Source organism: Acidipropionibacterium thoenii DSM 20276 (assembly GCF_000423445.1).
Classification (GTDB): domain Bacteria; phylum Actinomycetota; class Actinomycetes; order Propionibacteriales; family Propionibacteriaceae; genus Acidipropionibacterium; species Acidipropionibacterium thoenii.
Window position 1 is genome coordinate 149,297 of the sequence record NZ_KE384019.1, and the last position, 25,094, is coordinate 174,390.

27 protein-coding genes and 1 pseudogene are annotated in these 25,094 nt (G+C 67.6%); 14 read left to right on the forward strand and 14 right to left on the reverse strand.

All coding sequences use genetic code 11. The features are described 5' to 3' along the window. Positions 1 to 190 precede the first annotated feature (190 nt). Positions 191 to 469: pseudogene (locus G554_RS16245) on the forward strand (hypothetical protein); the annotation flags it as partial. A gap of 35 nt (positions 470 to 504) precedes the next feature. On the opposite strand, the gene G554_RS16250 reads toward G554_RS16245, so the two are convergent. Together G554_RS16250 and G554_RS0112495 are read right to left on the reverse strand one after the other, a co-directional pair. Continuing rightward, on the reverse strand, positions 505 to 723 hold the full coding sequence (locus G554_RS16250; RefSeq protein WP_036925744.1) for a hypothetical protein: 219 nt from the start codon (positions 721 to 723) through the stop codon (positions 505 to 507). A 77-nt stretch (positions 724 to 800) separates the two neighbouring features. Then, positions 801 to 1,496: a DUF3043 domain-containing protein gene (locus G554_RS0112495; protein ID WP_027588164.1), complete on the reverse strand. Its 696-nt coding sequence runs from the start codon at positions 1,494 to 1,496 to the stop codon at positions 801 to 803. 200 nt (positions 1,497 to 1,696) lie between these two features. Here G554_RS0112495 and G554_RS16255 point away from each other — a divergent pair, with 200 nt between their 5' ends. The 7 genes from G554_RS16255 (at position 1,697) to G554_RS0112530 (ending at position 7,468) form a co-directional block, all read left to right on the forward strand. Continuing rightward, complete coding sequence (locus G554_RS16255; RefSeq protein WP_051233072.1) at positions 1,697 to 2,455, forward strand: PspA/IM30 family protein; 759 nt, start codon at positions 1,697 to 1,699, stop codon at positions 2,453 to 2,455. Next, the gene (gene pspAA / locus G554_RS0112505) at positions 2,452 to 2,742 is read left to right on the forward strand and encodes a PspA-associated protein PspAA (protein ID WP_027588165.1); all 291 of its coding nucleotides are present in this window, start codon (positions 2,452 to 2,454) and stop codon (positions 2,740 to 2,742) included. Before G554_RS16255 ends, pspAA begins: the two co-directional genes overlap by 4 nt. Then, positions 2,739 to 3,752: a glycerate kinase gene (locus tag G554_RS0112510; protein WP_027588166.1), complete on the forward strand. Its 1,014-nt coding sequence runs from the start codon at positions 2,739 to 2,741 to the stop codon at positions 3,750 to 3,752. The genes pspAA and G554_RS0112510 overlap by 4 nt, the downstream gene beginning before the upstream one ends. Positions 3,753 to 3,848: 96 nt before the next feature. Continuing rightward, positions 3,849 to 4,205 (forward strand): iron-sulfur cluster insertion protein ErpA, encoded by a 357-nt coding sequence (erpA, locus tag G554_RS0112515; protein ID WP_027588167.1) that lies wholly within the window; start codon positions 3,849 to 3,851, stop codon positions 4,203 to 4,205. A 301-nt stretch (positions 4,206 to 4,506) separates the two neighbouring features. Further along, positions 4,507 to 5,349: an aa3-type cytochrome oxidase subunit II gene (ctaC, locus tag G554_RS0112520; protein ID WP_483756913.1), complete on the forward strand. Its 843-nt coding sequence runs from the start codon at positions 4,507 to 4,509 to the stop codon at positions 5,347 to 5,349. Positions 5,350 to 5,366: 17 nt separating this feature from the next. Beyond that, positions 5,367 to 7,073, forward strand: coding sequence for an aa3-type cytochrome oxidase subunit I (gene ctaD / locus G554_RS0112525; protein WP_027588169.1), 1,707 nt, complete (start codon positions 5,367 to 5,369; stop codon positions 7,071 to 7,073). Beyond that, positions 7,073 to 7,468: a cytochrome c oxidase subunit 4 gene (locus tag G554_RS0112530; RefSeq protein ID WP_027588170.1), complete on the forward strand. Its 396-nt coding sequence runs from the start codon at positions 7,073 to 7,075 to the stop codon at positions 7,466 to 7,468. The genes ctaD and G554_RS0112530 overlap by 1 nt, the downstream gene beginning before the upstream one ends. A 115-nt stretch (positions 7,469 to 7,583) precedes the next feature. Here G554_RS0112530 and G554_RS0112535 read toward each other — a convergent pair whose 3' ends face one another. After that, positions 7,584 to 8,252: an SDR family oxidoreductase gene (locus G554_RS0112535; RefSeq protein WP_027588171.1), complete on the reverse strand. Its 669-nt coding sequence runs from the start codon at positions 8,250 to 8,252 to the stop codon at positions 7,584 to 7,586. Between the two features lie 77 nt (positions 8,253 to 8,329). Next, a complete protein-coding gene (locus G554_RS0112540; protein WP_051233074.1) occupies positions 8,330 to 9,799 on the reverse strand; it encodes a GuaB1 family IMP dehydrogenase-related protein in 1,470 nt (489 codons plus the stop codon). A gap of 76 nt (positions 9,800 to 9,875) precedes the next feature. On the opposite strand from G554_RS0112540, the gene G554_RS0112545 reads away from it, so the two are divergent. Beyond that, entirely contained in the window at positions 9,876 to 10,268 is a 393-nt protein-coding gene (locus G554_RS0112545) for an MGMT family protein (protein ID WP_245570057.1), read from the forward strand. A 55-nt stretch (positions 10,269 to 10,323) separates the two neighbouring features. Here the strand turns inward: G554_RS0112545 and qcrB are convergent, their stop codons facing one another. The 4 genes from qcrB to ctaE are packed head-to-tail and all read right to left on the reverse strand — an operon-like array spanning position 10,324 to position 14,686. After that, positions 10,324 to 12,048 (reverse strand): cytochrome bc1 complex cytochrome b subunit, encoded by a 1,725-nt coding sequence (gene qcrB, locus G554_RS0112550; RefSeq protein ID WP_027588174.1) that lies wholly within the window; start codon positions 12,046 to 12,048, stop codon positions 10,324 to 10,326. Further along, positions 12,048 to 13,160, reverse strand: a complete 1,113-nt coding sequence (qcrA, locus tag G554_RS0112555) for a cytochrome bc1 complex Rieske iron-sulfur subunit (RefSeq protein ID WP_027588175.1) — start codon at positions 13,158 to 13,160, stop codon at positions 12,048 to 12,050. Before qcrA ends, qcrB begins: the two co-directional genes overlap by 1 nt. Continuing rightward, on the reverse strand, positions 13,127 to 13,930 hold the full coding sequence (gene qcrC / locus G554_RS0112560; protein ID WP_027588176.1) for a cytochrome bc1 complex diheme cytochrome c subunit: 804 nt from the start codon (positions 13,928 to 13,930) through the stop codon (positions 13,127 to 13,129). The genes qcrA and qcrC overlap by 34 nt, the downstream gene beginning before the upstream one ends. 60 nt (positions 13,931 to 13,990) lie before the next feature. After that, a complete protein-coding gene (gene ctaE, locus G554_RS0112565; protein WP_483756912.1) occupies positions 13,991 to 14,686 on the reverse strand; it encodes an aa3-type cytochrome oxidase subunit III in 696 nt (231 codons plus the stop codon). Positions 14,687 to 14,957: 271 nt separating this feature from the next. Here ctaE and G554_RS0112570 point away from each other — a divergent pair, with 271 nt between their 5' ends. Further along, positions 14,958 to 15,365, forward strand: coding sequence for a response regulator transcription factor (locus G554_RS0112570; protein ID WP_027588178.1), 408 nt, complete (start codon positions 14,958 to 14,960; stop codon positions 15,363 to 15,365). Between the two features lie 10 nt (positions 15,366 to 15,375). Further along, entirely contained in the window at positions 15,376 to 16,449 is a 1,074-nt protein-coding gene (trpD, locus tag G554_RS0112575) for an anthranilate phosphoribosyltransferase (protein ID WP_027588179.1), read from the forward strand. A 45-nt stretch (positions 16,450 to 16,494) separates the two neighbouring features. Here trpD and G554_RS0112580 read toward each other — a convergent pair whose 3' ends face one another. The 3 genes from G554_RS0112580 to G554_RS0112590 all read right to left on the reverse strand — a co-directional run bounded on the left by G554_RS0112580 (position 16,495) and on the right by G554_RS0112590 (position 19,090). Next, complete coding sequence (locus G554_RS0112580; protein WP_027588180.1) at positions 16,495 to 17,238, reverse strand: A24 family peptidase; 744 nt, start codon at positions 17,236 to 17,238, stop codon at positions 16,495 to 16,497. Continuing rightward, a complete protein-coding gene (locus G554_RS0112585) occupies positions 17,235 to 17,798 on the reverse strand; it encodes a hypothetical protein (RefSeq protein WP_154654282.1) in 564 nt (187 codons plus the stop codon). The genes G554_RS0112580 and G554_RS0112585 overlap by 4 nt, the downstream gene beginning before the upstream one ends. Before the next feature lie 191 nt (positions 17,799 to 17,989). Continuing rightward, on the reverse strand, positions 17,990 to 19,090 hold the full coding sequence (locus G554_RS0112590) for a sunset domain-containing protein (protein ID WP_027588182.1): 1,101 nt from the start codon (positions 19,088 to 19,090) through the stop codon (positions 17,990 to 17,992). 224 nt (positions 19,091 to 19,314) lie between these two features. Here G554_RS0112590 and G554_RS0112595 point away from each other — a divergent pair, with 224 nt between their 5' ends. Further along, positions 19,315 to 19,830 (forward strand): peptidylprolyl isomerase, encoded by a 516-nt coding sequence (locus tag G554_RS0112595; protein WP_027588183.1) that lies wholly within the window; start codon positions 19,315 to 19,317, stop codon positions 19,828 to 19,830. A gap of 94 nt (positions 19,831 to 19,924) precedes the next feature. Here G554_RS0112595 and G554_RS0112600 read toward each other — a convergent pair whose 3' ends face one another. Together G554_RS0112600 and G554_RS16260 are read right to left on the reverse strand one after the other, a co-directional pair. Next, on the reverse strand, positions 19,925 to 20,200 hold the full coding sequence (locus tag G554_RS0112600) for an Lrp/AsnC family transcriptional regulator (protein ID WP_027588184.1): 276 nt from the start codon (positions 20,198 to 20,200) through the stop codon (positions 19,925 to 19,927). A gap of 100 nt (positions 20,201 to 20,300) precedes the next feature. Beyond that, a complete protein-coding gene (locus G554_RS16260) occupies positions 20,301 to 22,028 on the reverse strand; it encodes a DEDD exonuclease domain-containing protein (protein ID WP_036925747.1) in 1,728 nt (575 codons plus the stop codon). Positions 22,029 to 22,203: 175 nt separating this feature from the next. Between G554_RS16260 and G554_RS0112610 the strand changes: the two genes are divergently transcribed. Continuing rightward, complete coding sequence (locus G554_RS0112610; RefSeq protein WP_245570059.1) at positions 22,204 to 23,415, forward strand: C40 family peptidase; 1,212 nt, start codon at positions 22,204 to 22,206, stop codon at positions 23,413 to 23,415. Positions 23,416 to 23,464: 49 nt separating this feature from the next. After that, positions 23,465 to 24,541 (forward strand): ROK family glucokinase, encoded by a 1,077-nt coding sequence (locus G554_RS0112615; RefSeq protein ID WP_027588186.1) that lies wholly within the window; start codon positions 23,465 to 23,467, stop codon positions 24,539 to 24,541. Between the two features lie 38 nt (positions 24,542 to 24,579). On the opposite strand, the gene G554_RS16265 is transcribed toward G554_RS0112615, so the two are convergent. Continuing rightward, a complete protein-coding gene (locus G554_RS16265) occupies positions 24,580 to 25,032 on the reverse strand; it encodes a DUF6314 family protein (protein ID WP_051233076.1) in 453 nt (150 codons plus the stop codon). Between the last annotated feature and the right edge of the window lie 62 nt (positions 25,033 to 25,094).

Sequence of the window (25,094 nt, forward strand, 5' to 3'; positions counted from 1 at the left end):
GACTCGCCCAGCGCGGGAAGGGTGACTTCGGTCGACATGAGGTGGAGCTCCTTTGCAAGCCGCAACGTGTGGGTTTCAGCCTAGCCCGAGCCGTCGTAATGTGCATTCGGTGACGAACACCGGGTCCGACGCAGTCCGCGATGACGGCGTCAGTGGCGGCCCTCAGACCAGGCGACCGGGGCTGTGGTGGCGTGCCGGGCTCGACATTCTCGTCGTGCTGGCCGGGCTGGCACTGCTGATCTGGGGAGTGGTTGTACTGGCCGATCCGAGCGTGACCTGCCGGGGGGTGGAGATGTCGCCGGGGGACCTGTGCCACAAGTCCAGCTACACCTCACTGCGGACCGACACGGTCCAGAGCTATGAGCAACGGCGCCATGCGGTCGCGCAGTCGCGGCCCACCGTCATCGTGCTGGGCGCAGTGACGACTGCTTTCGGTGCGCTGATGGTCTACCGGCGATTCAGCAGATGAACCGGTGAACGGGCCTGCTGCTGAGGAGCGGGTCCTCAGCCCTCGTCCAAGGACATCGCCGGGCGGACCGGGTGGCCGTCATCGGCGAGGGTGACGGCCTCCACCCCCTCATCGGCGAGGTCCTCCCAGACCTCGGAGAACCAGGCGTCGGCCTGCTCGGCGGAGTCGAAGTCCTGCTGAGCGCCCAGCTCGGCCAGCGCCTCGGCGGTGGCGGGGGTGGGGTGTGGGATGGACAGGATCCAGGAGAAGCTCATGGTTGCCGAGCCTAGCTGTCGCGCGAGGATCCGGAGGGGGATCAGAGCCGGCTGAGGAGCCGGGCGGACACCTGTGCTCAGGCCTTTCCGCGCCGGGCGGGCCTGACGGTGGGCACCGGCTTGCGCCAGCGGCGCGGCGTCATGGCCCTGTTGTTGAGATAGCTGAGCAGGCCACGGCGGGAGATCTCGGGGTATCTGGCGATCAGCAGCTTGCGGACCGGGATCCACAGCCGGACGGCGTCGACCACCCACAGCGCGATGACCACCAGCATGACCAGGGTCATCGCATTGAGGACGATGGGGGAGACGGTTCTCGGAAAAGCGGTGACGATGACGAACCATGCGACCATCACCACCAGGAAGACCGGCATGATGAATTCGCTGAAGGTCCGGCGGCCGTCGACGAAGTCGCGGATCAGCACCCGCTCGGGGCGCTTCTCCATGGCTTCCAGGTTCGCCATTCGGGCCTCACGCTTGGAGAGGCGGTCCTGCTGGCGCACCTCCTTGGCCGACAGATTGGGGTGCAGCCGCTCCATCCGGGCGGCCTCGGCCTCGGCCCGGCTGGGTGTCGGTCCGCTCTTGCGCTGAGGGCCGCGACGCCGGGTGACCTGGATCTGCCCATCGCCCGATGCCGACTCGGCCTCGGGTGCGGTGGTCTCCTCGACCTGCTTGACGGCCTCGGACCCGTCCGGCGGCGTCTGTGCCGCGTCCTGACCGGCCTTCTTCCTGCCGGTCTCGGTCTGGCCCTGTTGATAGGGGCGGAAGAGTCCCACGCTGAATCCTTGATGATGTACCGGCCCCCGCCTGTCGCGGGGTGCTCCTGGAGGAGGAGACGCGTGCCAGTGTAGAAGATGGGCTCACACCATTGGGTCCGGGCCCGTAGTCTTGACCCCGTCACCACGGCTCGACCTCGCCGCGGGGCATCCGCGCCCGCGCCAGCGGTCGTACTGAACGGAAGGATCCGACACCACCCATGGCTGGAATTTTCGAGCGATTCTCGATGATCTTTCGCTCCAAGGCCAACAAGGCCCTGGACAAGGTGGAAGATCCGCGCGAGACCCTGGACTACTCCTATCAGAAGCAACTCGAGATGCTTCAGAAGGTGCGTCGCGGCGTCGCCGATGTGGCGACCAGCCGCAAGCGCATCGAACTGCAGGCAAATCAGCTCAATGCCGAGATCGACAAGATGCAGCGCTCCGCCCAGCGTGCTCTGGAGGCCGGTCGGGAGGACCTCGCCCGCGAGGCCCTCACCCGAAAGGCCGGGCTGCAGTCGCAGCTCGACGACCTGCAGGCCCAGCACGCACAGCTCCAGGCCGAGGAGGAGAAACTCATCCGAGGCTCCCAGCGGCTGCAGGCCAGGGTCGACGCCTTCCGCACCAAGAAGGAGACCATCAAGGCCAGCTACTCCGCGGCTGAGGCCCAGACCCGGATCAACGAGGCCTTCACCGGCCTGTCCGAGGAGATGGGCGACGTCGGGATGGCCATCCAGCGCGCTGAGGACAAGACCCTCCAGCTGCAGGCACGAGCCGGCGCGGTCGACGAGTTGATCGAGGCCGGTGCCATCGATGACCCCACCGACATGCACAAGGACGACATCACCCGCGAGCTGGACGCGCTGGCGTCCGACTCCTCGGTCGAGGGGGAGCTGGCGGCCATGAAGGCGCAGCTGTCCGCCGGCCCGGCGGCTCGCCCCGAGCTCGAGCCGGGTGAGGATCAGGAGACGCAGAAATGATCATCCGCATCATGGGAGAGGGACAGTGGGAGGTGCCCGACTCCGACCTCTCCATCTTCAATGAGATCGACGGGCAGGTGGAGCACGCCGTGACCACCGGATCCCAGACCGAGCTCACCGCCGCGCTGTCGCAACTGGTGGCCACCGTGAAGGCTCACGGGCGTCCGATCGCGGACGAGGAGATCACAGACTCCGACCTCATCATCCCCGACGAGGCTGCCACAGTGGAGGAGGTCTCCCAGCTGCTGGCCGAGAACGCATCGGGAGAGGGCCTGATTCCCGGGTGAGGGTTCTTCTCGCCACCGACCGCTGGCCCGGTGATGATGGCTGGGCCGGCCTGGACTCCTGGACGGTCGGAACCGCCCTGGCACGCGCCTGGGCAGACCTCGGAGATGAGGTCGCGGTGGTCCCGGTGGGGGCTGCCGGGGCGGGATTCGGAGGATGCCTGCGTCGGCTCGGGCAGGTTCTGGGATCTGGGACCAGGTCCCCGGTGGCGCTGTCGCCACAATTCGGCCGGTCTGCCGGAATGACCCGGACGGGCCCGGATCCCTGGACGGCATCGTCGGCGCCGCTGGCCGGCTGTCTGAAGCAGCTGATGCCGGCTCAGTCGGCGTCGCGCAGATCCACCGTCCTCGAGCTCGCCGGCGTCCCCTGGCGTGACGGCGGCCGTGGCATGGCGACGGCACTCGGTCTGGCCGGCTCGCCCGGCAACGGGTCCGGTCTGCTGCCGGACACCCTTGTCACCACACGTGAGGAGGTCGAACGAGCCCTCACCGGGCTGCGCGGTCTGGTCTCGCTGGAGGGTCGCGAGGAAGGGATGGATCCGGCCCGGATGCTCGAGCTCGACCAGCGGCTGTGCGACTGGGCGGCAGAACTCACCGGGGATCCCGATGCCGGCACCGTGCCCGGCACCGGGGCGGCGGGCGGCGTGGGTCTGGTTATTTCAGCCCTTGGCGGACAGATCACCACCGGCAGCAGATACCTGCTGGACCTGGCGGAGGCCGAGACCACCATCTCCAGCGCTGACCTGGTCGTCACGGGGTGCCGCGATCTCAGCATGATGAGCCTCGACCAGGAGGTGGTGAGCACCCTGACCATGATGGCCGGGCAGGCCGGTGTTCCAGTGATCGCCGTCACCCGGACCACCGTGCTGCCCGCCCGTCAGCTGCGCGAGTCCGGTCTGGAGGCGGCCCTGCCGATCGGCCCGGAGGGTGACTTCCCGGGTCCTGACGATGCGGTCACTGCGGCGGAGCTCACTCGTCGGACGGTCCCGGTGGCGAGAACCTGGCACTGGTAGCCAGTTCGTTGCCACCTCAACTGATCTCCTACACTGGGTGCAACGTGCCGGGCCAGCTGGCTCTGCACCGCCGTATGACCAGCTTGGAGTACCGATATGACTGACACCCTCAACGAGGCCCCCGCAGTCGAGGGCATCATCCTCACTGATGCCGCCGCCGCCAAGGTGCACGCCCTGCTCGACCAGGAGGGCCGTGACGATCTGGCGCTGCGACTGGCCGTGCAGCCCGGTGGATGCTCCGGGCTGCGATACCAGCTGTTCTTCGACGAGCGTCACCTCGATGGTGACGTGGTTCGCAGCTGGAACGGGGTCGACGTCGTCACCGACCGGATGAGCGCCCCCTACCTGGCCGGGGCCACCATCGACTTCATGGACACCATCGAGAAGCAGGGGTTCACCATCGACAACCCCAACGCCACCTCGACCTGCGCCTGTGGCGACTCGTTCCACTGATCTGGCAGTTCTGACCGTCTGAGGGCGGCGGCCGCACCGGGTGCGGCCGCCGCCCTCAGACGTCCCCGCAGTGCTCCGGTCGGCCCGGATCGCTGAATTCTGCTGACAGCGTCGACGAGCCCGATGAAGGGCCTGGATGGCGGTTCCCGGCCTGTTGTCTGATTTCTTCCTCGGACGGGATGGCTCTTTTTCGCTATTGTTCGATGCGACGGACACATCGATCTCCTGCGGCGTCAGCGCTGGGGACATCTCGCGGGAAGGGTGAGTCGTGAGAGCTCAAGTCGATCCTCGGTGGGCCAGGGTGCTTCGCCCCCTCGCTGCTGTGGGCGTCGGCCTCGCGCTGGTCGCGCTGTCAGGCTGCAGCAGCGAGACTCAGGGGCAGGCCGCCCGATTCGGACTGGTCGAGGGAGCATCGGACCGCGCCGGGCACATGGGGTCGCTGTGGACCGGTGCCTGGATCGCCGCGCTGATCGTCGGCGTCTTCGTGTGGGGGCTCATCATCTTCGTCGTGGTCCGGTTCCGCCGCCGTTCCAGCGATCCGGAGATCCCGCGCCAGAGCCGCTATCACCTTCCGCTGGAAGTGATCTACACGCTGGTGCCCTTCCTCATCATCGGGGTGCTGTTCTTCTACACCGTGCGCACCCAGGACAAGGTGCTGGCCAGGGATCTCGAACCTCAGCACGTCATCAACGTGGTGGGCCAGAAGTGGTCCTGGACCTTCAACTACATGGAGGCAGGGAACACGGATGCGGGATCGGTGGTCACCCATGAGTCCGGCACCATCGAGAAGATCCCCGATCTCTATCTGCCCGTCAACCAGTCGGTGCGGTTCCACCTCAACTCCGCCGACGTCATCCACTCCTTCTGGGTGCCGGCCTTCTACTTCAAGATGGACGTCATCCCGGGCCATCCGAACCAGTTCGATCTCACGCCGACCAGGGTCGGGGTCTACGACGGCAAGTGCGCCGAGTTCTGCGGCACCTACCATGCGAACATGTTGTTCAAGGTCCACGTGGTACCGGTGGCCGAGTACAACGCCCACCTCCAGCAGCTGAAGGCCGCCGGTCAGACCGGCGAGGTCAAGGCGCCGAGTTCCGTCACGGCCCTGGCTGGGACGAGCCAGGAAGGAAGTGAGGGAAAGTGAGCGCCGCAGCAGAGCCCCTGACTCGCGAGGCCCCAGCCGTTGCAGGGTCGGCCACCGGGCACCAGATCGGCAAGCTGATCTGGGACTACATGACGACCACCGATCACAAGAAGATCGGTCGGATGTACTTCATCACCACCTTCCTGTTCTTCCTCTTCGGTGGTGTGCTGGCCCTCATCATCCGCGCCGAGCTGGCCTACCCGGGGATGCAGTTCGTCCACTACGAGACCTTCAATCAGCTGTTCACGATGCACGGCACGATCATGCTGCTGATGTTCGCGACGCCGTTGTTCTCGGGTTTCGCGAACTACATCATGCCGCTGCAGATCGGTGCACCCGATGTCGCCTTCCCGCGGCTCAACATGTTCGCGTACTGGCTCTACCTGTTCGGCTCGCTGATCGCCTGCTCCGGATTCCTCACCCCCAGCGGGGCGGCCAGTTTCGGATGGTTCGCCTACGCCCCGCTGTCGGATGCCATCAACACTCCCGGTGTCGGTGGGGACCTGTGGATGATGGGCGTCTACCTGCTCGGTGTCTCCTCGATCCTCGGATCGGTGAACTTCGTCACCACCATCATCACGATGCGCACCCCCGGGATGACGATGTTCCGGATGCCGATCTTCTGCTGGAACGTGCTGGTCACCTCGATCATGGTGCTGGCGGTGTTCCCGGTGCTGTCGGCCGGGCTGCTGGTGATGGAGTCCGATCGGCGTCTCGGGTCCCATATCTTCGACGCCGCCAATGGCGGGCCGATCCTGTGGCAGCACCTGTTCTGGTTCTTCGGCCATCCCGAGGTGTACATCCTGGCGCTGCCGTTCTTCGGCATCGTCACCGAGATCATCCCGGTCTTCAGCCGCAAACCGGTCTTCGGCTATGTCGGGCTGGTCTTCGCGACCCTGGCCATCGGTGGCCTGTCGATGTCGGTGTGGGCGCACCACATGTTCGTCACCGGAGCGGTCTCGCTGCCCTTCTTCTCCTTCATGACCTTCCTCATCGCAGTGCCCACCGGGGTGAAGTTCTTCAACTGGATCGGCACGATGTGGGGAGGCTCGATCAGTTTCGACACACCGATGCTGTTCGTCATCGGCTTCCTGGTGACCTTCCTGTTCGGTGGCCTGACCGGAATCATCCTGGCCAGCCCCCCGATGGACTTCAATGTCTCCGACACCTACTTCGTCGTCGCCCACTTCCACTACGTGCTGTTCGGCACCGTGGTCTTCGCGATGTTCGGCGGCTACTACTACTGGTGGCCCAAGATCACCGGCCGGATGCTCGACGACACCTGGGGCAAGGTCCACTTCTGGACGCTGTTCGTCGGCTTCCACACCACCTTCCTGGTCCAGCACTGGCTGGGCATCGAGGGGATGCAGCGGCGGATCGCCGACTACGGCGCCTGGGAGGGATTCACCACCCTCAATCAGGTGTCCACCTTCGGTGCCTTCCTGCTGGGCGTCTCGATGCTGCCGTTCTTCTGGAATGTCTGGATCTCCCGCAAGCACCCCAAGGTCGAGGTCGATGACCCGTGGGGTTGGGGACGCACCCTGGAGTGGGTCACCAGCTGCCCGCCGCCACCGCACAACTTCGAGCAGATGATCCGGGTCCGTTCGGCCTCCCCGGCTTTCGACGCCGCCCATCCCGAGCTCCAGGGGGCTTCGAAGACGCTGGCCGAGGAGATCGACGAACCTCGTGAACTGACGGGTTCCGGGAAGCAGGAGGAGCGCTGATGAAGGTCGAACGCTGGGTCTTCGCCGGGTTGGCGATCTTCCTGTTCGTGGTCACGCCGATCTACTGGCTGTCAGCCCATGAGATCGCCGGGGCTCTGGCGCTGGGCCTGTCGGGCCTGTTCTGCCTGATGATCTCGGGCTATGTGCTGGCCGTCGGCCGACGGATCGACGCCCGCCCCGAGGACGACAAGCTGGCCGAGGTCATCGACGGCGCAGGAACCCTGGGATTCTTCCCTCCGACCAGCATCTGGCCCTTCTGGTGCGCGGTCTGCGTGGCTCTGATCTGCCTGGGACCGCCCTTCGGGTGGTGGATCTCGATACTCGGTATCGCCTTCGGCATCTGGGCGACCTCAGGCTGGGCCTTTCAGTACTACCGCGGCGAGTACCAGCATTGATCCTGCCCGGGACGGCAGCTCCCTCACGGAATGAGCAGCGTCACCACCAGCTCACCCCGCAGGCGAGAGACGCCTCGCCGGCGGCAGGGTGGCTGGCGGTGTGGTGCGATCCGGTTCAGCTCAGCGCCTCGGCGACGGGGGTGGGGCCATCGGTGAAGCGGATGAACCGGCGGCTGGTGGTCTGCGGGTGCTCCAGACAACCGACGATCACCTGGGCCACCAGTTGCCGCGAGGTGGTCTCGGCCGGATGTGCCGAGGAGCCGTCCGGCAGCACCGTGATGCCGCCGGCCGGTTCCAGCGTCAGTGTGCTGGGCCCCAGGATCGTCCAGTCGACGTCCGAGGCCATCGTGTGGCGGTCGGCTGCCGCCTTGGCGTCGGCGTAGGCGAAGAAGTCGGTCGCCGGGTCGACGCCGTGATCGGGGCTGCCGGCCCAGGACACCAGGATGAATCGGGGGCGAGCGGTGGATCTCGCGATCGCGTCGACCACCGCCTGGCAGCCGTCGCGGTCGATGGCATAGGTCTGTGCGGCGCCGCCCCGGCCACCATTGCCCGCCGACCACACCACCGCATCGGCGCCGTCGATCAGTTCGTCCAGCTCGGCCGGGGTCATCGCCGTCACATCGGCGACCAGCGGCTCGGCGGCTGCTCTGCGGATGTCCTCGGCCTGCTCGGGATGGCGGATCACCGACACCAGGTGGACGTCGCTGCCGGCCAGTTCATCGGCCAGCAGCAGGGCGACCTTGCCGTGGCCGCCGATGACAAGGACTCTCGATGAGGTACTCATGGCTCCACTGTATGCAGCCGCCCAGCGGGGGAGCCTGGTCCCGGCCCTCGCAGCCTGTCGCCCTGCGGTCGCGGAGCTCAGTTCCAGGAGCTCGACAGCGGGCGGCCCTCCTCGTAGCCGGAGGGGGACTGCACCCCCACCACGGCCTTCTCGTGGAACTCCGTCAGATTCGCGGCCCCGGCGTAGGTGCACGAGGAGCGCAGCCCGGAGGTGATGAAGTCCAGCAGGTCCTCGACCCCGGGGCGGTCGGGATCCAGGTACATCCGCGAGTGCGAGATGCCCTCCTCGAACAGCGCCGCCCGGGCCCTCTCGAAGGCACTGCGCTGCCGGGTACGGTGGCGCACCGCGCGCGCCGAGGCCATCCCGAAGGACTCCTTGTAGCGGCGTCCGTCATGGTCGGTGAGCATCTCCCCGGTCGACTCATGGGTGCCGGCGAACCAGGACCCGATCATCACCGCACCGGCTCCGCCGGCCAGCGCCAGGGCGACATCGCGGGGGTAGCGCACCCCTCCGTCGGCCCAGATCGACCCGCCCACCTCGGCGGCGGCCTCGGCGCACTCCAGCACTGCGCTGAACTGTGGGCGTCCCACCCCGGTCTGCATCCGGGTGGTGCACATCGCGCCGGGGCCCACCCCGACCTTGACGACATCGGCACCGGCATCCAGCAGGTCCAGGGTGCCGCGTCTGGTGACGATGTTGCCGGCCACGATCGGCACCCTGCGGCCGGCCTGGGAGGCGAACTGCTCGCGTGCCTGCGCTGCGACCCGGATGGCGTTGATCATCTGGTCCTGATGGCCGTGGGCGGTGTCCATCACCAGAACGTCGGATCCCGCATCCAGGGCGTCTCGAGCGCGACCGGCGACGTCACCATTGATGCCGACCGCCGTGCCGACCATCAGATGTCCCGACGGGTCGACGGCGGGCTGGTAGATCTCGCTGCGCAGCGCACCTCGGGAGGTCATGATGCCCACCAGCTTGCCCTCCTCGTCGACCGCCACCGCCACCTTCTGGTGATGGTCGGCAAGGGTGTTGAAGACCTCGTCAGCGGTGAGCTCCGGGTCGACGATGGTGAGGTCGGTGGTCATCACCTCGTGGACCTGGGCGAACCTGTCGACCCCTTCGGCCTCACTGGGGGAGACCAGCCCGACCGGCTTGTCGTGGTCCAACACGATGACGACGCCGTGAGCGCGCTTCTGCAGCAGGCTCATCGCCTCTCCGACGGTGGTGGTGACATCGACCTTGACCGGGGTGTCGAAGCGCGTGTCGGCCGCCTTGATGCGATTGATGGAGCGAGTCACGAAGGGCGCCGGGATGTCCTGGGGGAGGATCGCGATGCCGCCGCGGCGGGCGACCGTCTCGGCCATCCGCCGTCCGGAGATTGCGGTCATGTTCGCCACCACGATCGGGGTCGGTATCGCCAGCGCATCGGTGGAGGTGAGGTCGACATTCATCCGTGAACCCACCGATGACCGGTTGGGGACCATGAAGACGTCGTTGTACGTCAGGTCGTAGCTGGGCTGTTCATTGAGGAAACGCACGGGCCTCATTGTCTCATGGCCGACAACTGGCGATGAACAGATCCACCTCACGGCACAACCCGGCACGGCACCATGACACGTCACGATGACACGGCACAATGACGGGATGGACGCCGTGAGCCGCCAGGAGCTGGTTGACAGGGTGCTGCTCGCCGCAGACCTGGTGCCCTGGGGGCGCGTGGTGAGCTATGGCGACATCGCCGAACTGGTGGGCACCTCGCCGCGTCAGGTGGGCCGGGTGATGGCCACCGCCGGTCACGAGGTGTGCTGGTGGCGGGTGGTCAACTCCTCCGGGGCCCTTCCGGAATCCCTGATGGCGGCCGCTCGGCGTCACTGGCAGGCCGAGGGGATCACGGTCAAGGTCAACGGCCGGGGATGCCGTATCCGCAGCTGTCGAGCCGACCTGGTGAGCTGGGCGGTCGGCTACCAGCAGGAGCTGATCGACTGCGAGCCGACCGACGGGCTCGAGCAGGGGTGAGGACGGGCCCGTCGGATCAGATCCGACGGGCCCGTGGACAGTTGGCCGAGAAGCCTCAGTGCGCCGAACCGGCCTTCTCCACCGAGGGCTGCGAGGCCGACTCCGAGGAGTCGAGTTCCGCTGCCCGGTGGCTCGGCTCGGCCTCCTTCTCGATGTGGATCTCATCTGCGGTCGGCTTGGCCATGTTGGCCCCCAGGAACCAGCGCGAGAGCCGCGCCCGCCGCTTGGAGATGCCATTGCCGACCGGGGCCCCGTCGTCGCCGGTGGTGGCCTCCAGCACCGGGAGCTCGCGCTGCTGGGTGAGGGAGTAGGCCTCATCCCGGCTGATCGGGGCGTGGGCCTCGGTGAACCTGCCGCTCGGGTCCCGCACGATCTCCCCGGAGGGGGAGCCGTGCTCCAGACGCTGGAGATCGGCGCGCTGCAGGCTGATGCAGGTGCGCTTGGTGATGTGGTAGGCGATCACCGGGGCGGCGAAGACCGCGGCCCGCATGAAGTAGGTCACCGCGTTGAGGCTGACATGGAAATGGGTGGCAATGATGTCATTGCCACCGGACAGCCAGAACATCGCGTAGCCGGTCATCGCAGCGACACCCAGGGCGGTGCGGGTCGGTACATTGCGCGGCCGGTCGAGGATGTGGTGGTAGGAGTTGTCGGCGGTGATCCAGCGCTCCACGAAGGGCCAGGCCACCAGCGAGGTCATCAGAACGCCCATCAGCAGGACGCCGGGGAAGAAGATGTTCCAGCTCCAGGTGGTGTGGCCGATGTGGGACTCCCAGTTCGGCATGATCCGCACCGCACCCTCGAGCCACCCCATGTACCAGTCGGGCTGGGAACCAGCGGTCACCTGGGAGGGGTTGTAGGGGCCGTACTTCCACACCGGGTTGATCTGCATGAAGGCGGCCATCAAGGTGATGACGCCGAAGACCACGAAGAAGAAGCCACCGGCCTTGGCCATGTAGACCGGGAACAGCGGGTAACCGACGACATTGCGCTCGGTACGCCCGGGGCCCGGGTACTGGGTGTGCTTGTGGTAGACGACCAGGGACAGATGGGCGGCGATCAGGCCCAGCAGGATGGCCGGCACCAGCAGGATGTGCACCATGTAGAGGCGGGGCACGATGGCAGTTCCGGGGAACTCGCCGTTGAAGATGAAGAACTCCAGCCAGGTGCCCACCAGCGGGATCGCCCGGATCAGGCCGTCGACGAACCGCAGACCGGTGCCGGACAGCAGGTCGTCGGGCAGCGAGTAGCCGGCGAAACCCTCGACCATGGCCAGCATGAACAGCCCGACGCCGATCAGCCAGTTCACCTCGCGGGGCTTGCGGAAGGCTCCGGTGAAGAAGACTCGCAGCATGTGCGCCATCGCGGCCGCCACGAACAGCAGCGCCGCCCAGTGGTGGATCTGGCGCACCAGCAGACCGCCGCGCACATCGAAGGAGATATCGAGGGTGGAGGCGAAGGCCTCCGACATCGGTACCCCGCGCAACAGCTGGTAGGAGCCCTGGTAGTCGATCTCGGCCATCGAGGGCTTGAACCACAAGGTGAGGAAGACACCGGTGATCAGCAGCACCACGAAGGAGTACAGCGCGATCTCGCCGAGCAGGAAGGACCAGTGGTCGGGGAAGACCTTGCGCAGCCCACCACGCGCCACCTTGGCCAGCCCCAGTCGGTCATCGGCCCAGCTGAGGGTGCCGGTGACCGGGTTCTTCGAGGTGGTCTGCTCAGGGGTCCTGGGCTCGGTGGCGGGTGAGGTCTCGGCAGTGCCGGTGGGACTGGCCATCAGTTGTCACCCTTCTTGAAGTCGTGACGGGAATCGCGCTCGAAGTAGCTCGGCCCCACCGGAACGGTGAAGTCGCTTCGGGCGACCAGGTAGCCCTCCGAGTTGACCGTGATCGGCAACTGGGGCAGGGCCCTGGCCGCGGGTCCGAAGACCACCACTCCGGAGTCTCCCAGGTCGAAGGTCGACTGGTGGCAGGGGCACAGCAGATGGTGGGTCTGCTGCTCCCACAGCGAGATGGGGCACCCGACATGGGTGCAGATCTTGGAGTAGGAGAGGATCCCGCCGACCTGCCAGTCCTTGCGGGAGTCGGGGATCTTGATCGAGTCGGGGTCCATCCTGACGATGATGATCGAGGACTTGGCCCGCTCCACCTGTCGCTCGGCCCCTTCGAGCTTCTCGAGGTTCTCGGGTTGGGCGTTGACCAGTTCGCCGATCTCCATGTCGGAGGCCTTGACCGGGGCGAACGTGACGTCGTTGACCAACCGGACCCCCTCGGCCCAGATGGTCCGCTCGATGGTCTCGGCGCGCAGCTTCGAGGTGGGCTTGGGGCCCAGGTCGGCAAGGCTGACCAGAGCTGGGAGGGCCAGCGCACCCAGTGCGCTGCCCAGCGCCAGCCCGATCATCTTGCGCCGTCCCAGCCTGGACTCCTCGGCGCCGGTACGCCAGATCTGGCCCACCGCCTTGCGGTCCTCGGGGGAGGAGGCCAGCTCGTGGCGCTCATCGACCGACTCCCGGTCGTCCATCACCTGCTTGGCCCAGTGAATCGAGGCAAGCCCGATCAACAGGATGGCCAGCCCGGCGGTGCCGCCCAGCGCCAGGTTCATCGCACTGGTGTGCAGTGGGCCGAACCTCACTGCGGCGTCACGGGGAATGGCGAAGTAGAAGACCACGAAGGCCACCGCCAGGATCGGCACCAGGCCGTACATGGTCACGATCTGCCGGTACACCCGGCGCCCGACCTCCGGGTCGGTGTCGGAGTAGCGCTCGACATAGGGCTCCAGGCCGGGGTCCGGGATCGGCCCGGGAGAGCTCGGCACGATCTGGGCGTCGTTCATCTTGTCGCTGTCCGCCTCGTCACTCATCGCGACCGGGCTCCCTTCCTCGCCAGCCAGATAGCGACCAGCACACATGCACCGATACCGATGACCCAGGCCCACAACCCCTCGGAGACCGGGCCGAGGCCACCCAGCGCGAACCCGCCGTCGGAGGGCTGGGCATGGGTGGTGTTGAGATACCCGATGATCTCCTTGACGTCCTGGTCGGTCATCGTGCCCTTGGCGAAGACCGGCATCTGCTGAGGCCCGGTGCGCATCGCCTCATAGATGTGCTTGCCGGAGGTCTTCATCAGGGAAGGCGCGTAGGAGCCGTTCGGCAGTGCGCCGCCGCGGCCCTCGATGTTGTGGCAGGCCGAGCAGTTGGTGCGGAACAACTCGCCGCCGCGGGCCAGCTGCTCGGCGGTCAGACCGGCCGTGGAGTACTGGTCGGAGCTGGGGATCTCGGGACCGGGGGCCAGGCTGGCCACATAGGCGGCCACCTGGGAGATCTCCTCGGAGGTGAAGTCGGTCGCCTTGGCCGGGGCCTGGGCCTCGGGCCGGGCCATCGGCATCCGGCCGCTTCCCATCTGGAAGTCCACCGATGCGGCCCCGACCCCGGCCAGGCTGGGAGCCTGACTGGTGCCCTCCCCGTTCATGCCGTGGCAGGAGGAGCAGTTCGTCTCGAAGATGGCCTTGCCGGCCGCCACCTGGCTGGAGACGTTGGAATCGGCGCTGCTGGAGGCAGAAGGGCTGATCAGCGCGTAGGCGCTGCCCACCAGGACAAGGGCCAGCAGCAGCAACAGTGGCTTGGCTGCCGGGTTGCGTCGTCGCGTGGAGAGGAATCTCACTGGATCGACCTTTCTTGTGTGGCGGGAGGCGCGAAGCGCTGCGCGCTGGAGGGTAGTGGGTCAGCCGACGATGTAGATGACCGTGAACAGAATGATCCAGATGACGTCGACGAAGTGCCAGTAGTAGGACACCACCATCGCCGTCACCGCCTGCTCGTGGGTGAAGACACGTGCCAGGTAGCTGCGGCCGAGGGTGAACAGGAAGGCGATCAGCCCACCGGTGACGTGCAGCGCATGGAAACCGGTGGCCAGGAAGAATGCCGAGAAGTAGACATTCGAGGAGATGGTGTGACCCTCGGTGATGAGGTTGGCGAACTCCAGGCACTGGCCGGCGATGAAGACCGAGCCCATCACGAAGGTGAGGGTGTACCACTCGCGCATACCCCACGAGGTGATCGCTGCCAGGCTGCCCGACCGCCGGACCCGGCCGTGCTCTGCGGCGTGCACGCCCATCTGGCAGGTCACCGAGGACAGCACCAGGATGAGGGTGTTCACCGCCGCGTAGGGGACATCCAGGTGGGCCGACTGGGTCTGCCACAGGGTCGGGCTGCCCGCCGGTGCTGCCGCACTGGTCGTCTCTCGGATCATGAAATAGGCGGCGAACAAAGCGGCGAAGAACATCAGCTCGCTGGCCAGCCATATCCAGACTCCCATCGGGAGTAGATCCGGTCGGCCGACAGGCGCATGGAGTCGTGAGGGGGCGATCGGGTGGATGGCGCCAGTCGGTCGCTCGGATGTCTGCGATGAAGTGGCCACGGGCTCATTATGTCGGCAATCGTCCAATTGGTCATGTATTCGCTCCACGAAAGTCGGGGTCGGCCCTCACGACCGGGCCACCAAGAGCGTGACGTCAGCCGTCAGCTCGGCCCGGAGGCTGGCTGCTCGAGGCCGACCGGGGGCGATACGATGCCCTTCGGAGGGATCGGAGCTCGACGCCGGTGCCGGACTTCCCCTCCACCGAGCCACGCCCGGCGGGAGTCGCAGATTTCACCGTCGGCGCACACATCGAGCTTCATAAGGACGAGTCATGAGCGAAGTACAGACGGGCCCGACGCGAACCCTCAAGGTGCTGGTCTACTCCGACGACCGCCAGGTACGTGAGCAGATCCGGTTGGCTCTGGGCAGCAGGATCGCCGATGATCTGCCCGAGGTCGAGGCGATCGACGTCGCCACCCAGGCTGCTGCGGTGCACGCGGTCGATGCCGGTGGTTACGACGTCCTGATCGCCGACGGCGAAGCGGTCCCCGCCGGCGGGATGGGACTGTGCCATCAGCTCAAGGACGAGGTGGCCGACTGCCCACCCGTCGTCCTGCTCGTCGCCCGCACCGCCGACGCCTGGCTGGCCAGCTGGTCGCGTGCCGATGCGATATCCACTCATCCCGTCGACCCGGTAGAGCTGCCCCGGATCGTCGCTGATCTCGTCCGTGCAGTCTGAAGGAGACCCCATGCCGACCGACACACCCGTCACAGCACCTCGGACCTGGCCCGATCTGATCACCAGCCTGATGGCCGGCGATGACATGGATCAGATCACCGCCGCATGGGCGATGGACCAGGTGCTCTCCGGAGATCTGACGCCGGTGCAGATCGCAGGGTTCGCGGTGGCGCTGCGGGCCAAGGGTGAGACGGTCGACGAACTCGCCGGACTGGCCGAGGGAATGCTGGGACGGGCCACTGAGGTCCATCTGGACGGCCACACCGTTGACGTCGTCGGTACCGGTGGAGATCGTGCCAATACCGTCAACATCTCGACGATGGCGGCCATCGTGGCCTCTGCGGCAGGCGCCAAGGTCGTCAAGCACGGCAACCGTGCCGCCAGTTCCGCCTGCGGTACCGCCGACTGCCTGGAGGCCCTGGGACTGGTGCTGGCGGTGCCCCCGGCTCGCCAGCAGGAGGTGCTGGATGAGGCGGGCATCGCCTTCCTCTTCGCGCCGGTCTACCACGCCTCACTGCGGTTCGCCGGCCCGGCCCGCAAGGAGCTCGGAGTCCAGACCACATTCAATCTGCTGGGCCCCCTCACCAACCCGGCACGCCCGGACGCCGATGCGATCGGGATCGCCGATGCCCGGGTAGCACCTCTGGTGGCCGATGTGCTCACCCGGCGAGGTGCCCAGGGGCTGGTCTTCCACGGCGGTGACGGTCTGGATGAGCTCACCACCACCACCGACTCGGCGATCTGGCTGTTCTCCGGAGGCCAGCAGGTCCAGACCAGTCTGGACCCGAAGGATCTCGGCCTGCCGCGTGCCGATCCCCAGAGCCTGGTGGGTGGCGATCCCGAGCACAACGCCCAGGTCGTCCGCGACGTGCTGGGCGGTCAGCCGGGCCCGATCCGCGAGATCGTGCTGCTCAACGCCGCAGCCACCTTGCTGGCCTTCGATGGCCCGGATCTGGACTCCCCGCTGGTCCCGCAGCTGGCGCGTCAACTGGAACGCGCGGCGCAGGCCATCGACTCCGGCCGGGCCAGCGAGCACCTGGCCCACTGGATCGCGACCACCCAGCGGGTGGCACAGGAGTCCTGAGAGCCGGGCCTGCTGGGGTCCCGGTGGCGCCCGGACCACCGGGTACTACCGACCCGGCCAGCAGCTGACCGCCAGGGCGATCCAGGGGCCCAGCCACAGGGCTGGGCCGTAGGAGAACACCTGCCCCCAGGGTGAGGGCCTGACTCTGCGCACCGCCCAGGTGCCGACCGCCAGCAGCACCCCGACCAGGGCGGAGGCCAACAGACCGGTCAGCCAACCACCGGTGCCCAGTACCGCCGAGACCGCTCCGGCGCCGGCTGCCAGTCTGACGTCCCCGTACCCGATACCGCCGGTCAGCCGCCACATCAACCAGAAGGGCGCGGCTGCGGCCAGGCCCAGTCCTGCCCAGCCCAGCACCGCCCAGCCGTGGGTGGTCAGCATGGTGGTCGACCGCACCGCTGGACCGGCCAGCACCAGCCAGGCGATCACGGCGATCGCCGACTCGGCGAGGCACCACCTCCACAGCCGCACCGGCAGGAAGGTGGTGGCCTGATCCACGACCACCAGGGTGAGGACCGGGCCGGCCCATACCCACCACAGAACCCGGCCCGGTTCAGGAACCGCAGAGCCGGCCGCCCCCGCGGTGACCGCCAGGACGGCTGTCACGGTCACCCTCCGGGCAGTCACCAGATTCCGGTAGCGGGGCTTGACGGCGACCACATCGGCGCCGACCTCCCGGGCATCAGGTTCGTCAAGGCGGGGGACCAGCATCACGAGATGCCCCAACGCCAGTACCAGGGCCACCGTCGCACCCAGCCCGGCGTGCGGGAGCGACCATGCGGGGTTCATCGGGACGCCTCCTCGGCCTCGTCGGTCTCCTCGTCATCGACATGCGCCCACAGCCGATGGTTCTGGCACGAGGCCAGCGCGCGGATCCTCACCATGGCCGAGCAGTGGGCAGCTCTGCCGGCCGCCAGCCGGAGGAGCTCGTGATGACCGATGTCGAGCTCCGCGCAGACCCTCCCGATCGGCTGACCTGACTCCAGCAGAGCCCGGACCCGCCTGGAGGTGGCTGCCGCACCGACCTGCCGGGCCTCCAAGAGTGCCAGATCGTCGCGATCCAGAAGAAGTAGTCGACGGGCATCGGTGGTCCTGATCCGGCGCAGCGGTCGGCCGGCTCCGAGCAGCCGCCCGACAGTGCGCGGTGAGACGCCGGCAGCTATCGCCAGCACTCGCCAGTCCAGGCCGGTCACGGCCAGCAGATGGCGCAGGTGGGCGCCGAACCCGAGGGAGGAGACCCAGCCGTGGTCACCTGGATGGCAGTGGGCCGGGATCGATCCGGGGCCGGTGGGGATCGCCGCCGGGGTGACAGATGTCGAGAGGCGGTGGGCGGACAGTGAGCCGGACATGATGAGATCTCCGTGATCCACGGTGGAGCCCTGATGGCCCCTGTCACCCACAACAGGTGCCGATGACACACGCAGATGTGACGGCCGATCGCGAGACCCACAGCTTGGTCCGGTTGCTCCGGACATGCAGAACCCGCCAGGACTCCAGGAGGTCCTGACGGGCTCTGCTGCGGATCAGTCGGTTCAGCGGCTCAGCGCTGGGCCTTCGTGAAGCCGGCCTGCTCGGCCGCCTCCTCGGTGGTGAACCAGATGTCGGCGATCGTCCGGTCGTAACCGGCCGAGCCGGGCACGTGGAACTTCTTGGACCGGTCATTGCCCTTGATGACGTATCCCTGCGGAGGCTCATCGCCCACGTAGGAGCCATCGGCCGCACTGACGGCGGTGGTCTCGTCATCAGGCAGCGGCGGGGCGCCCTCCCCGGTCATGGTGGCATCACCGGAGATGTCCTCGGCGGAGTCGGCCTCGGGCGACTCGACGTCACCGGCCGCCTGCGGCATCTCCTCGGCCACATCGGCCGTGGTCTCAGCGGGAACCTGTCCATCGGTGGCCACCGGTGATCCGGCCGGGGTGTCGGCCTCGGCAGGGCTGTCAGCGGCCGGCTCGGTGGGTGCCTTGGGCGTCCACGAGTAGGTCGCGCTGGGCTCCCGGGCGGTCCAACCGTCATCGGAGGAGGTGAGGAACTTGCGCGCCACGACGATCCCGGCAGCGCCCAGCGCGCCGAGCACCAGGAAGGTCTTGAGAACCTTGTGGCTCTTCCTCGGAGCGACCAGCTGCTTGGAGGCCGCCTTCTTGGCCTTCTTGGCAGCCTTCTTGGTGCTCTTGGAGACATCCGGTGAGGCGATCACCGCGTCGGCGGCCTTGACGGTCATCTGCGCGGTCTGGCCCTTGAGAGCATGCAGAGCGGCCTGGCCGCGGCGGGTGGCCTCCTCGACGGCGGGACTTCCGGCGACCCCCCGGGCGCGCTCCTCCAGCTCGGGCAGGACATCCTTCTGGAAGGTCTCGTAGGCCTGCTTCACGGCCGGCACCACCTTGTGCTGGGTGACGTCGACGGCATTCACCAGGGCCGGCTGCAACTTCACCTGGGCCTCGGCAATCGCTTTCCTGCTCTTGTCGGCGGCCTGTTCGGTGAGCGGGCCGATCTTGTCGGCGGCCTGCGCGGCGAGCGGCGCAGCCTTGTCCTGGGCTGCCTTCAGGTAACTGGTGGCGCCAGCCAGGGCGGCGGCACTCTGCTCTTTCACGGAGGCGGCCGTGGATTCGGCGGCCTCTCGATGTGACTTCTTGCTGCAGAACACGGAGTTCCTCCTGTGGGTGCGGTGGCTTGTGATCAAGCACTTCCCACAGTAACCGCCCAGATGGCTGCACGACAGGGTTCGGCCCACAGCGAGGGGACCCGTCGGCAGACCCGGCAGGGTTTCGGCAAGGAGCCGACAGCAGGACCGCCCCGAGTCGGGAGTCGCTACTGTGGAGCGGGAGATCGGCACCCAATCTCCACACCTCACCTCAGGAAGGCAGCCACGTGGCCACATCTGCGACCCTGCACACCAATCACGGCGACATCGTCATCACCCTGTTCGACAACCAGGCCCCCAAGACGGTCAAGAACTTCCTCGGCCTGGCCGAGGGCACCAAGGAGTACATCGACCCGAACACCGGCCAGAAGACCACCGGCAAGTTCTACGACGGGCTCACCTTTCACCGGGTCATCGACGGCTTCATGATCCAGGGCGGCTGCCCGCTGGGGACCGGCACCGGCGGACCCGGCTACGAGTTCGGTGACGAGTTCCATCCCGACCTCAACTTCGGGCGCCCCTATCTGCTGGCGATGGCCAATGCCGGCCCGGGGACCAACGGCTCCCAGTTCTTCATCACGGTGGCTCCCACTCCTCATCTCAACCGCCGGCACACGATCTTCGGAGAGGTGGCCGACGAGGCCTCGAAGAAGGTCGTCGACGAGATCGCCCAGGTGCGCACCGGCCGGATGGACCGCCCGGTCGACCCGGTCGTCATCGAGAGCGTGGAGATCGCCCACTGACACCCTCGCGTCGGCCCTCACGAAGGGGTGCGGGCCGACGCCGCGGCGTCGGCCCGCACCCCTCGTGCCCGGCCGGATGGGCTGATCGGCGAGATCACTCGCCGATGGAGAACAGCGACTCCAGATCGTGATCGGAGTACGTGCGCAAGGCGATATGGGTGTCGGTGTCGACGACGCCGCCGACCTTGTTGATCTTGTCGGAGATGATCTCCGCGGCCTCCTCCATGGTGTGGGTCCGCACCATCGCGATGAGATCGATGTGACCGGCCGTGGAGTACACCTCGGAGACGCCGGGGATGTCCAGAACGGCCTGGGTCACCTCGGGAATCTTCGCAGAACTGGCCTGGATGAGCACGATCGCATTGAGCATGAGGCTGAGTTTAACGGGGCGGGGGGACGACCCCCTCGCGACCCCCGGGCGCCGTGCGCGGCCCACGACCCCCGCGCGGCGTCGGTGCGCTGGCGACTGCTCAGCTCTGCATTCTGAGGGAGACCATCCGAGCGAGCTCCTCATCGGGAACCGCGCAGTGCACCGGCCAGGACCACTGGCCGCTGATGTCGACCAGCCGGACCCCGGGTTCCTCCAGCCAGGAGGCCACCAGCTCCGCCTCCTCCACCGAACAGGCAGGGACGCCGTCCGGGCCGGGAAGCACCGTCTCAGCCTCCCGGGAGACCGCCTCGACGGTCGCCATCGGGTCCATTCCGGGCGGGCTGACCGCAGCCCCTGCCAGCCGGCCGTGTCGCACCAGGTGGATCTGCCAGCTGCGCGAGCCTCGCCCCCGCTCGGCCGGTCCGGCAGTGACAGGCTGTGCGGCGATCAGCTGTGGGCAGCGCGCCAACGCAGCGATCCGGGCGCGACGCCGAGTGGCTCTCAGCACCATCTCGGTGCGACTGCTCACCTCACCGGCCTCCTCGAACCTCTCGGCGGCCGACAGCGCGGTGATCCTGTCAGCTGCCTTCTCCAGCACCGGGCGGATGTCATGGGTCATCGTGGCGCGGGCCATCTCGACGGCGGCGTCATGGTCTGGTGCCTGTGGGTGAAGGCAGGGTGCGGCGCAGCGTGCCATCTCCGCCAGGGGGCAGCCGTTCGGGTGCTGCGACAGCGAACCCGAGCACTGCCGTATCCCGGTCAGTTCGCGCAACCCACGGCAGGCCTCCTCGGCATGCATCCGGCCGCTGAAGGGCCCCCAGTACAGCCGACCGTGACGGCCGGCGTCTCGCACCACCGACAGCCGGGGGTGGCGCTCCGCGGTCAGGGTGACCCAGACCACCTGATCCTGTCGGCGGGATCGTCGGTTGTATCGCGGCTGGTGGGAGTTGATGAGTCGCAGCTCTCGCACCCCGGCCTCCAGGGTGGTGGCACAGGCCTGGGCCCGCACCCCGGTGGCGACCCGCACCATCTCGTCCATTCGGCGTCTGGTCTCCGAGGCCGTGAAGTACTGGCGCACCCGTCTGCGCACATTGACCGATGTGCCGACATAGAGCACCTCGGGGCTGCTGGAACGCCGATCACTGATGAACCAGTAGACACCGGGGCCCTCCGGAAGGGAGTCCGCCCAGACTCGTTTGGAGCGGCGGGCCGCCGGTACCGCATGGGTGACCTCGACCAGGTCCTCCAGAGTGGTCACCCCCAGACTGCCGACCCGCTCCAGGATCCCGTGGAGCACGTCGACGGTGGCACGGGCGTCATCCAGGGCCCGGTGGGTGGGGGAGGTGGCCGCGTGGAAGTGTCGGGCCAGGGTGGCGAGCTTGTAGTTGTTGACCTCGTCGCGGTGCAGGCAGGAACGGGCCAGAGCCAGGGTGTCGACGACGATGTTGCCGGGCCAGACCCGCTCGTCGGCTGCGCAGGCCCGTTTCAGGAAGCCGATGTCGAAACGGGCGTTGTGGGCCACCAGCACCGTGCCGCGGCTGAACTCCAGCCAGCTCGGGAGGACCTGTGCCATCGTCGGCGCCCCGGCCACCATCTGATCGGTGATGCCGGTGAGCAGCTGGACCGAGGCCTGAATATGCGATCGGGGCCGCACCAGGGTGGCCAGTTCGCCCACCGGTCGGCCGCCGCGGACCTTGACCGCACCGATCTCGGTGATGGCGTCCTCGTCGGTGGTCCCGGTGGTCTCCAGGTCGACGACGCAGAAGGTGACGTCGAACAACGGGACGCCGAGATCCTCGAAGGAGGGCTGCAGGGTCAGTGAGCTCATGATCGTTACGGTAAGGATTGACACCGACATTTTCCTGAGGGTTGCGATGACTCGCGCGTGCCCATGGAAGAGGTCGGTCACTCAGAACGCTTGCGCCTGATCTGAATAACATCTAAGATTTTCTCAGACGCACGGGTGACAGCCCGACGACGTCCGACATCTTTGAGGAGACAACGTGGCACAGGATCGACAGACCGACGTGACCCCCCGGCGGTCCTCGACCATCCCCTCCCGCCGTACGGGCAGGTTCGGGCACGGCCTGGTGGCGATGGCGCTGAGCGGAGTCATCGTCGCCTCCGGTCTGATCGGAGGTCAGAGCGGGGCCGCAGCCACTCCCGACACGGTCTCCGAGGCCAAGGCCAATCTCGATGCGATTGAGGCCCAGACCTCCAAGATCCAGGACGACTACACCAGCGCGCAGGCGAATCTTGACAAGGCCTCCAAGAGCCTGGTCACCGCCGAGAAGGATCTCGCCTCCCAGCGTGTCAAGGTCGCCAAGATGCGATCAACCCTCAGCGTGCTGGCCGTCAACGACTACCAGAACGGCGGCGTGAGCCTGACGGCCCAGCTCATCACCAGCGGCGACTCCACCCAGTTCCTGTCCAAGTTGGCGACCGTGCAGAACGTCAGCGATCGCTCTCGCAGCGAGTTCCAGAACTTCCAGTCCCAGCAGGCCACCCTGCAGACCCTGGAGCAGCAGGCCGCCTCAGACAAGGCCACCATCAAGGCCAGTCGCGACTCCCAGGCCACCCTGCTCAAGCAGGCCAATGCGAAGCAGGATCAGGCCCAGGACATCCTCAACAAGCTCACCGCCCAGGAGCGCGAGAGGCTCGCCCGGGAACAGGCCGCAGAGGCTGCCCAGGCGGCCGCCCGGGCAGCGGCCCAGACCTCCCGGTCCCAGTCGCGTCCGGCCGACGGCACCACCGCTGCGGGCACCACCGCTGGTTCAAGCACCAGTGCCGCTGCCGGAACCGGCAACAGCACCTCGGCCTCCACCAGCTCCTCGGCCGCCACGGTCACCAGCTCGGCATCGGCCTCCGGCCGTGCCTCGGCAGCGATCTCCTTCGCGATGTCCAAGGTCGGCGGACCCTATGTCTACGGCGGCACCGGCCCGAGGGGTTACGACTGCTCGGGTCTGATGCAGGCGGCCTGGGGTTCGGCCGGGGTGAGCCTGCCGCGCACTGCCCGGGAGCAGTTCGGGGCCGGTACGCCTGTCTCCACCAGCTCCCTGCAGCCCGGAGACCTGGTCTTCTACTACTCCGGCATCTCGCACGTGGGGATGTACATCGGCAACGGCAAGATCGTGCACGCCGCCAATCCGCGCTCGGGCATCACCACCGCCTCGGTCGGCTCGATGCCGATCCAGGGCGCCAGGCGGGTCGGCTGATCCGACAGGGCCGCCGAGGAGTCCGAGGCAGCCTGAGTAAGCTGACACAGTGCTGAGCATCGGGATCGACATCGGCGGGACGAAGGTGGCGGCCGGCGTCGTCGATGAGGCGGGCACCATCCTGCGTCGCCTCAAGAGACCAACCCCCTCCAAGAGTCCGGCAGCAGTCGAGGACGCCATCGTTGAGGCGGTTCGCGAGCTGTCGTCGGGTCTGGTGATCGGTGCGGTGGGTATCGGTGCTGCAGGCTGGGTGGACACCGAGCAGGCGCTGGTGCGGTTCTCCCCGCACCTGGCCTGGCGCAATGAACCACTGCGCGACCGGCTCACCAGCCGCATCACGGTTCCAGTGCTCGTCGACAATGACGCCAATGCTGCCGCCTGGGCGGAGTTCCGCTTCGGCGCCGGGCGGGGATCGCGGGTGATGGTCTGCCTCACGCTGGGGACCGGGATCGGCGGGGCGCTGGTCATCAATGGCAGGCTGTTTCGGGGTCGCTACGGGATGGCCGGCGAGTTCGGCCACATGACCGTGGTCCCGGACGGGCACTGGTGCCCCTGCGGAAACCGGGGTTGCTGGGAGCAGTACGCCTCCGGCAACTCATTGGTGAGGGATACCAAGGCACTGCTGGAGGAGGGCTCCCCCCGGGCTCAGGGGCTGCTCGACCACGTCACCGACCGGGATCCGGCCAAGCTGGTCGGCCCCGATGTCACCGCAGCCGCCCTGGCGGAGGACCAGCTGGCCGTCGAACTGATCGCCGACGTCGGTCACTGGCTGGGACGCGGGATGGCCGACCTGGCCGCCGCCCTGGATCCCGACCTCTTCGTCATCGGCGGGGGAGTCAGCGATGCCGGGCAGCTGCTGCTGGAACCGGCCAAGACGGCTTTCGCGAGGCATCTCACCGGTCGTGGCTTCCGTCCGTTGGCCGACATCCAGCACGCCCAGTTCGGCCCGGATGCCGGCCTGATCGGCGCCGCAGACCTGGCCCGCCATTCGATCAACGAGCCGCCCGGCCCGGCGCGCGGCTTCTGGCCCCGGCGCCGCAGCCCGCGGCGGCCCCGCCGACCGATCCTCCAGAGCCTCGCCGAAGGGTTCGCGGTCAACAGCGACAGGACCTCTCTCAACCGGTGACGATCCTCACGCGGTGAGGTGGCGTCGTCGAGGTGACTTCACACCCGTGACCCGACGCAGGGCTGGTAGTGGGTCCTCATCGTGTAGTCCTTGGCCGGACCCGTCACCCGCCAGGTGAGCGTCCAGGCCGCCTGACAGTCCGCGGCGGCTCCGGGATCAGGGCTGGTCAGCGAGTCGACGTCTCCCCGGTAGGTGTCGCGCCCGCACAGATGGACGACCTCGTCGGCGCTCCACGGGTGGAAGAACCGGCCGTCCTCGAAGGTGACCGACCAGTCCGCGTTGTCACCGGCGGGAGGTACCAGGAACAGTGTCCGGGTGAAGGCGCTGGACCGGGCCTGCCAGACCAGCCGGCCCTCCTCGAACCAGCGGATCCTGCCGTCCGGTTCGGCTCCGAATGTGGCGGTGCCGCCGGCCCGGTATTCCGATCGGCTCCGATGGTCTGCGATGGTGCGGGTGAAGGACCAGCTGCCCAGAAGCTGCGAGGGTGTCACGCAGCTCAGGTTACGAGCCTCCCGGACACGGTGAGCACCATCTGGGTTCCCGCCGCGCGGAC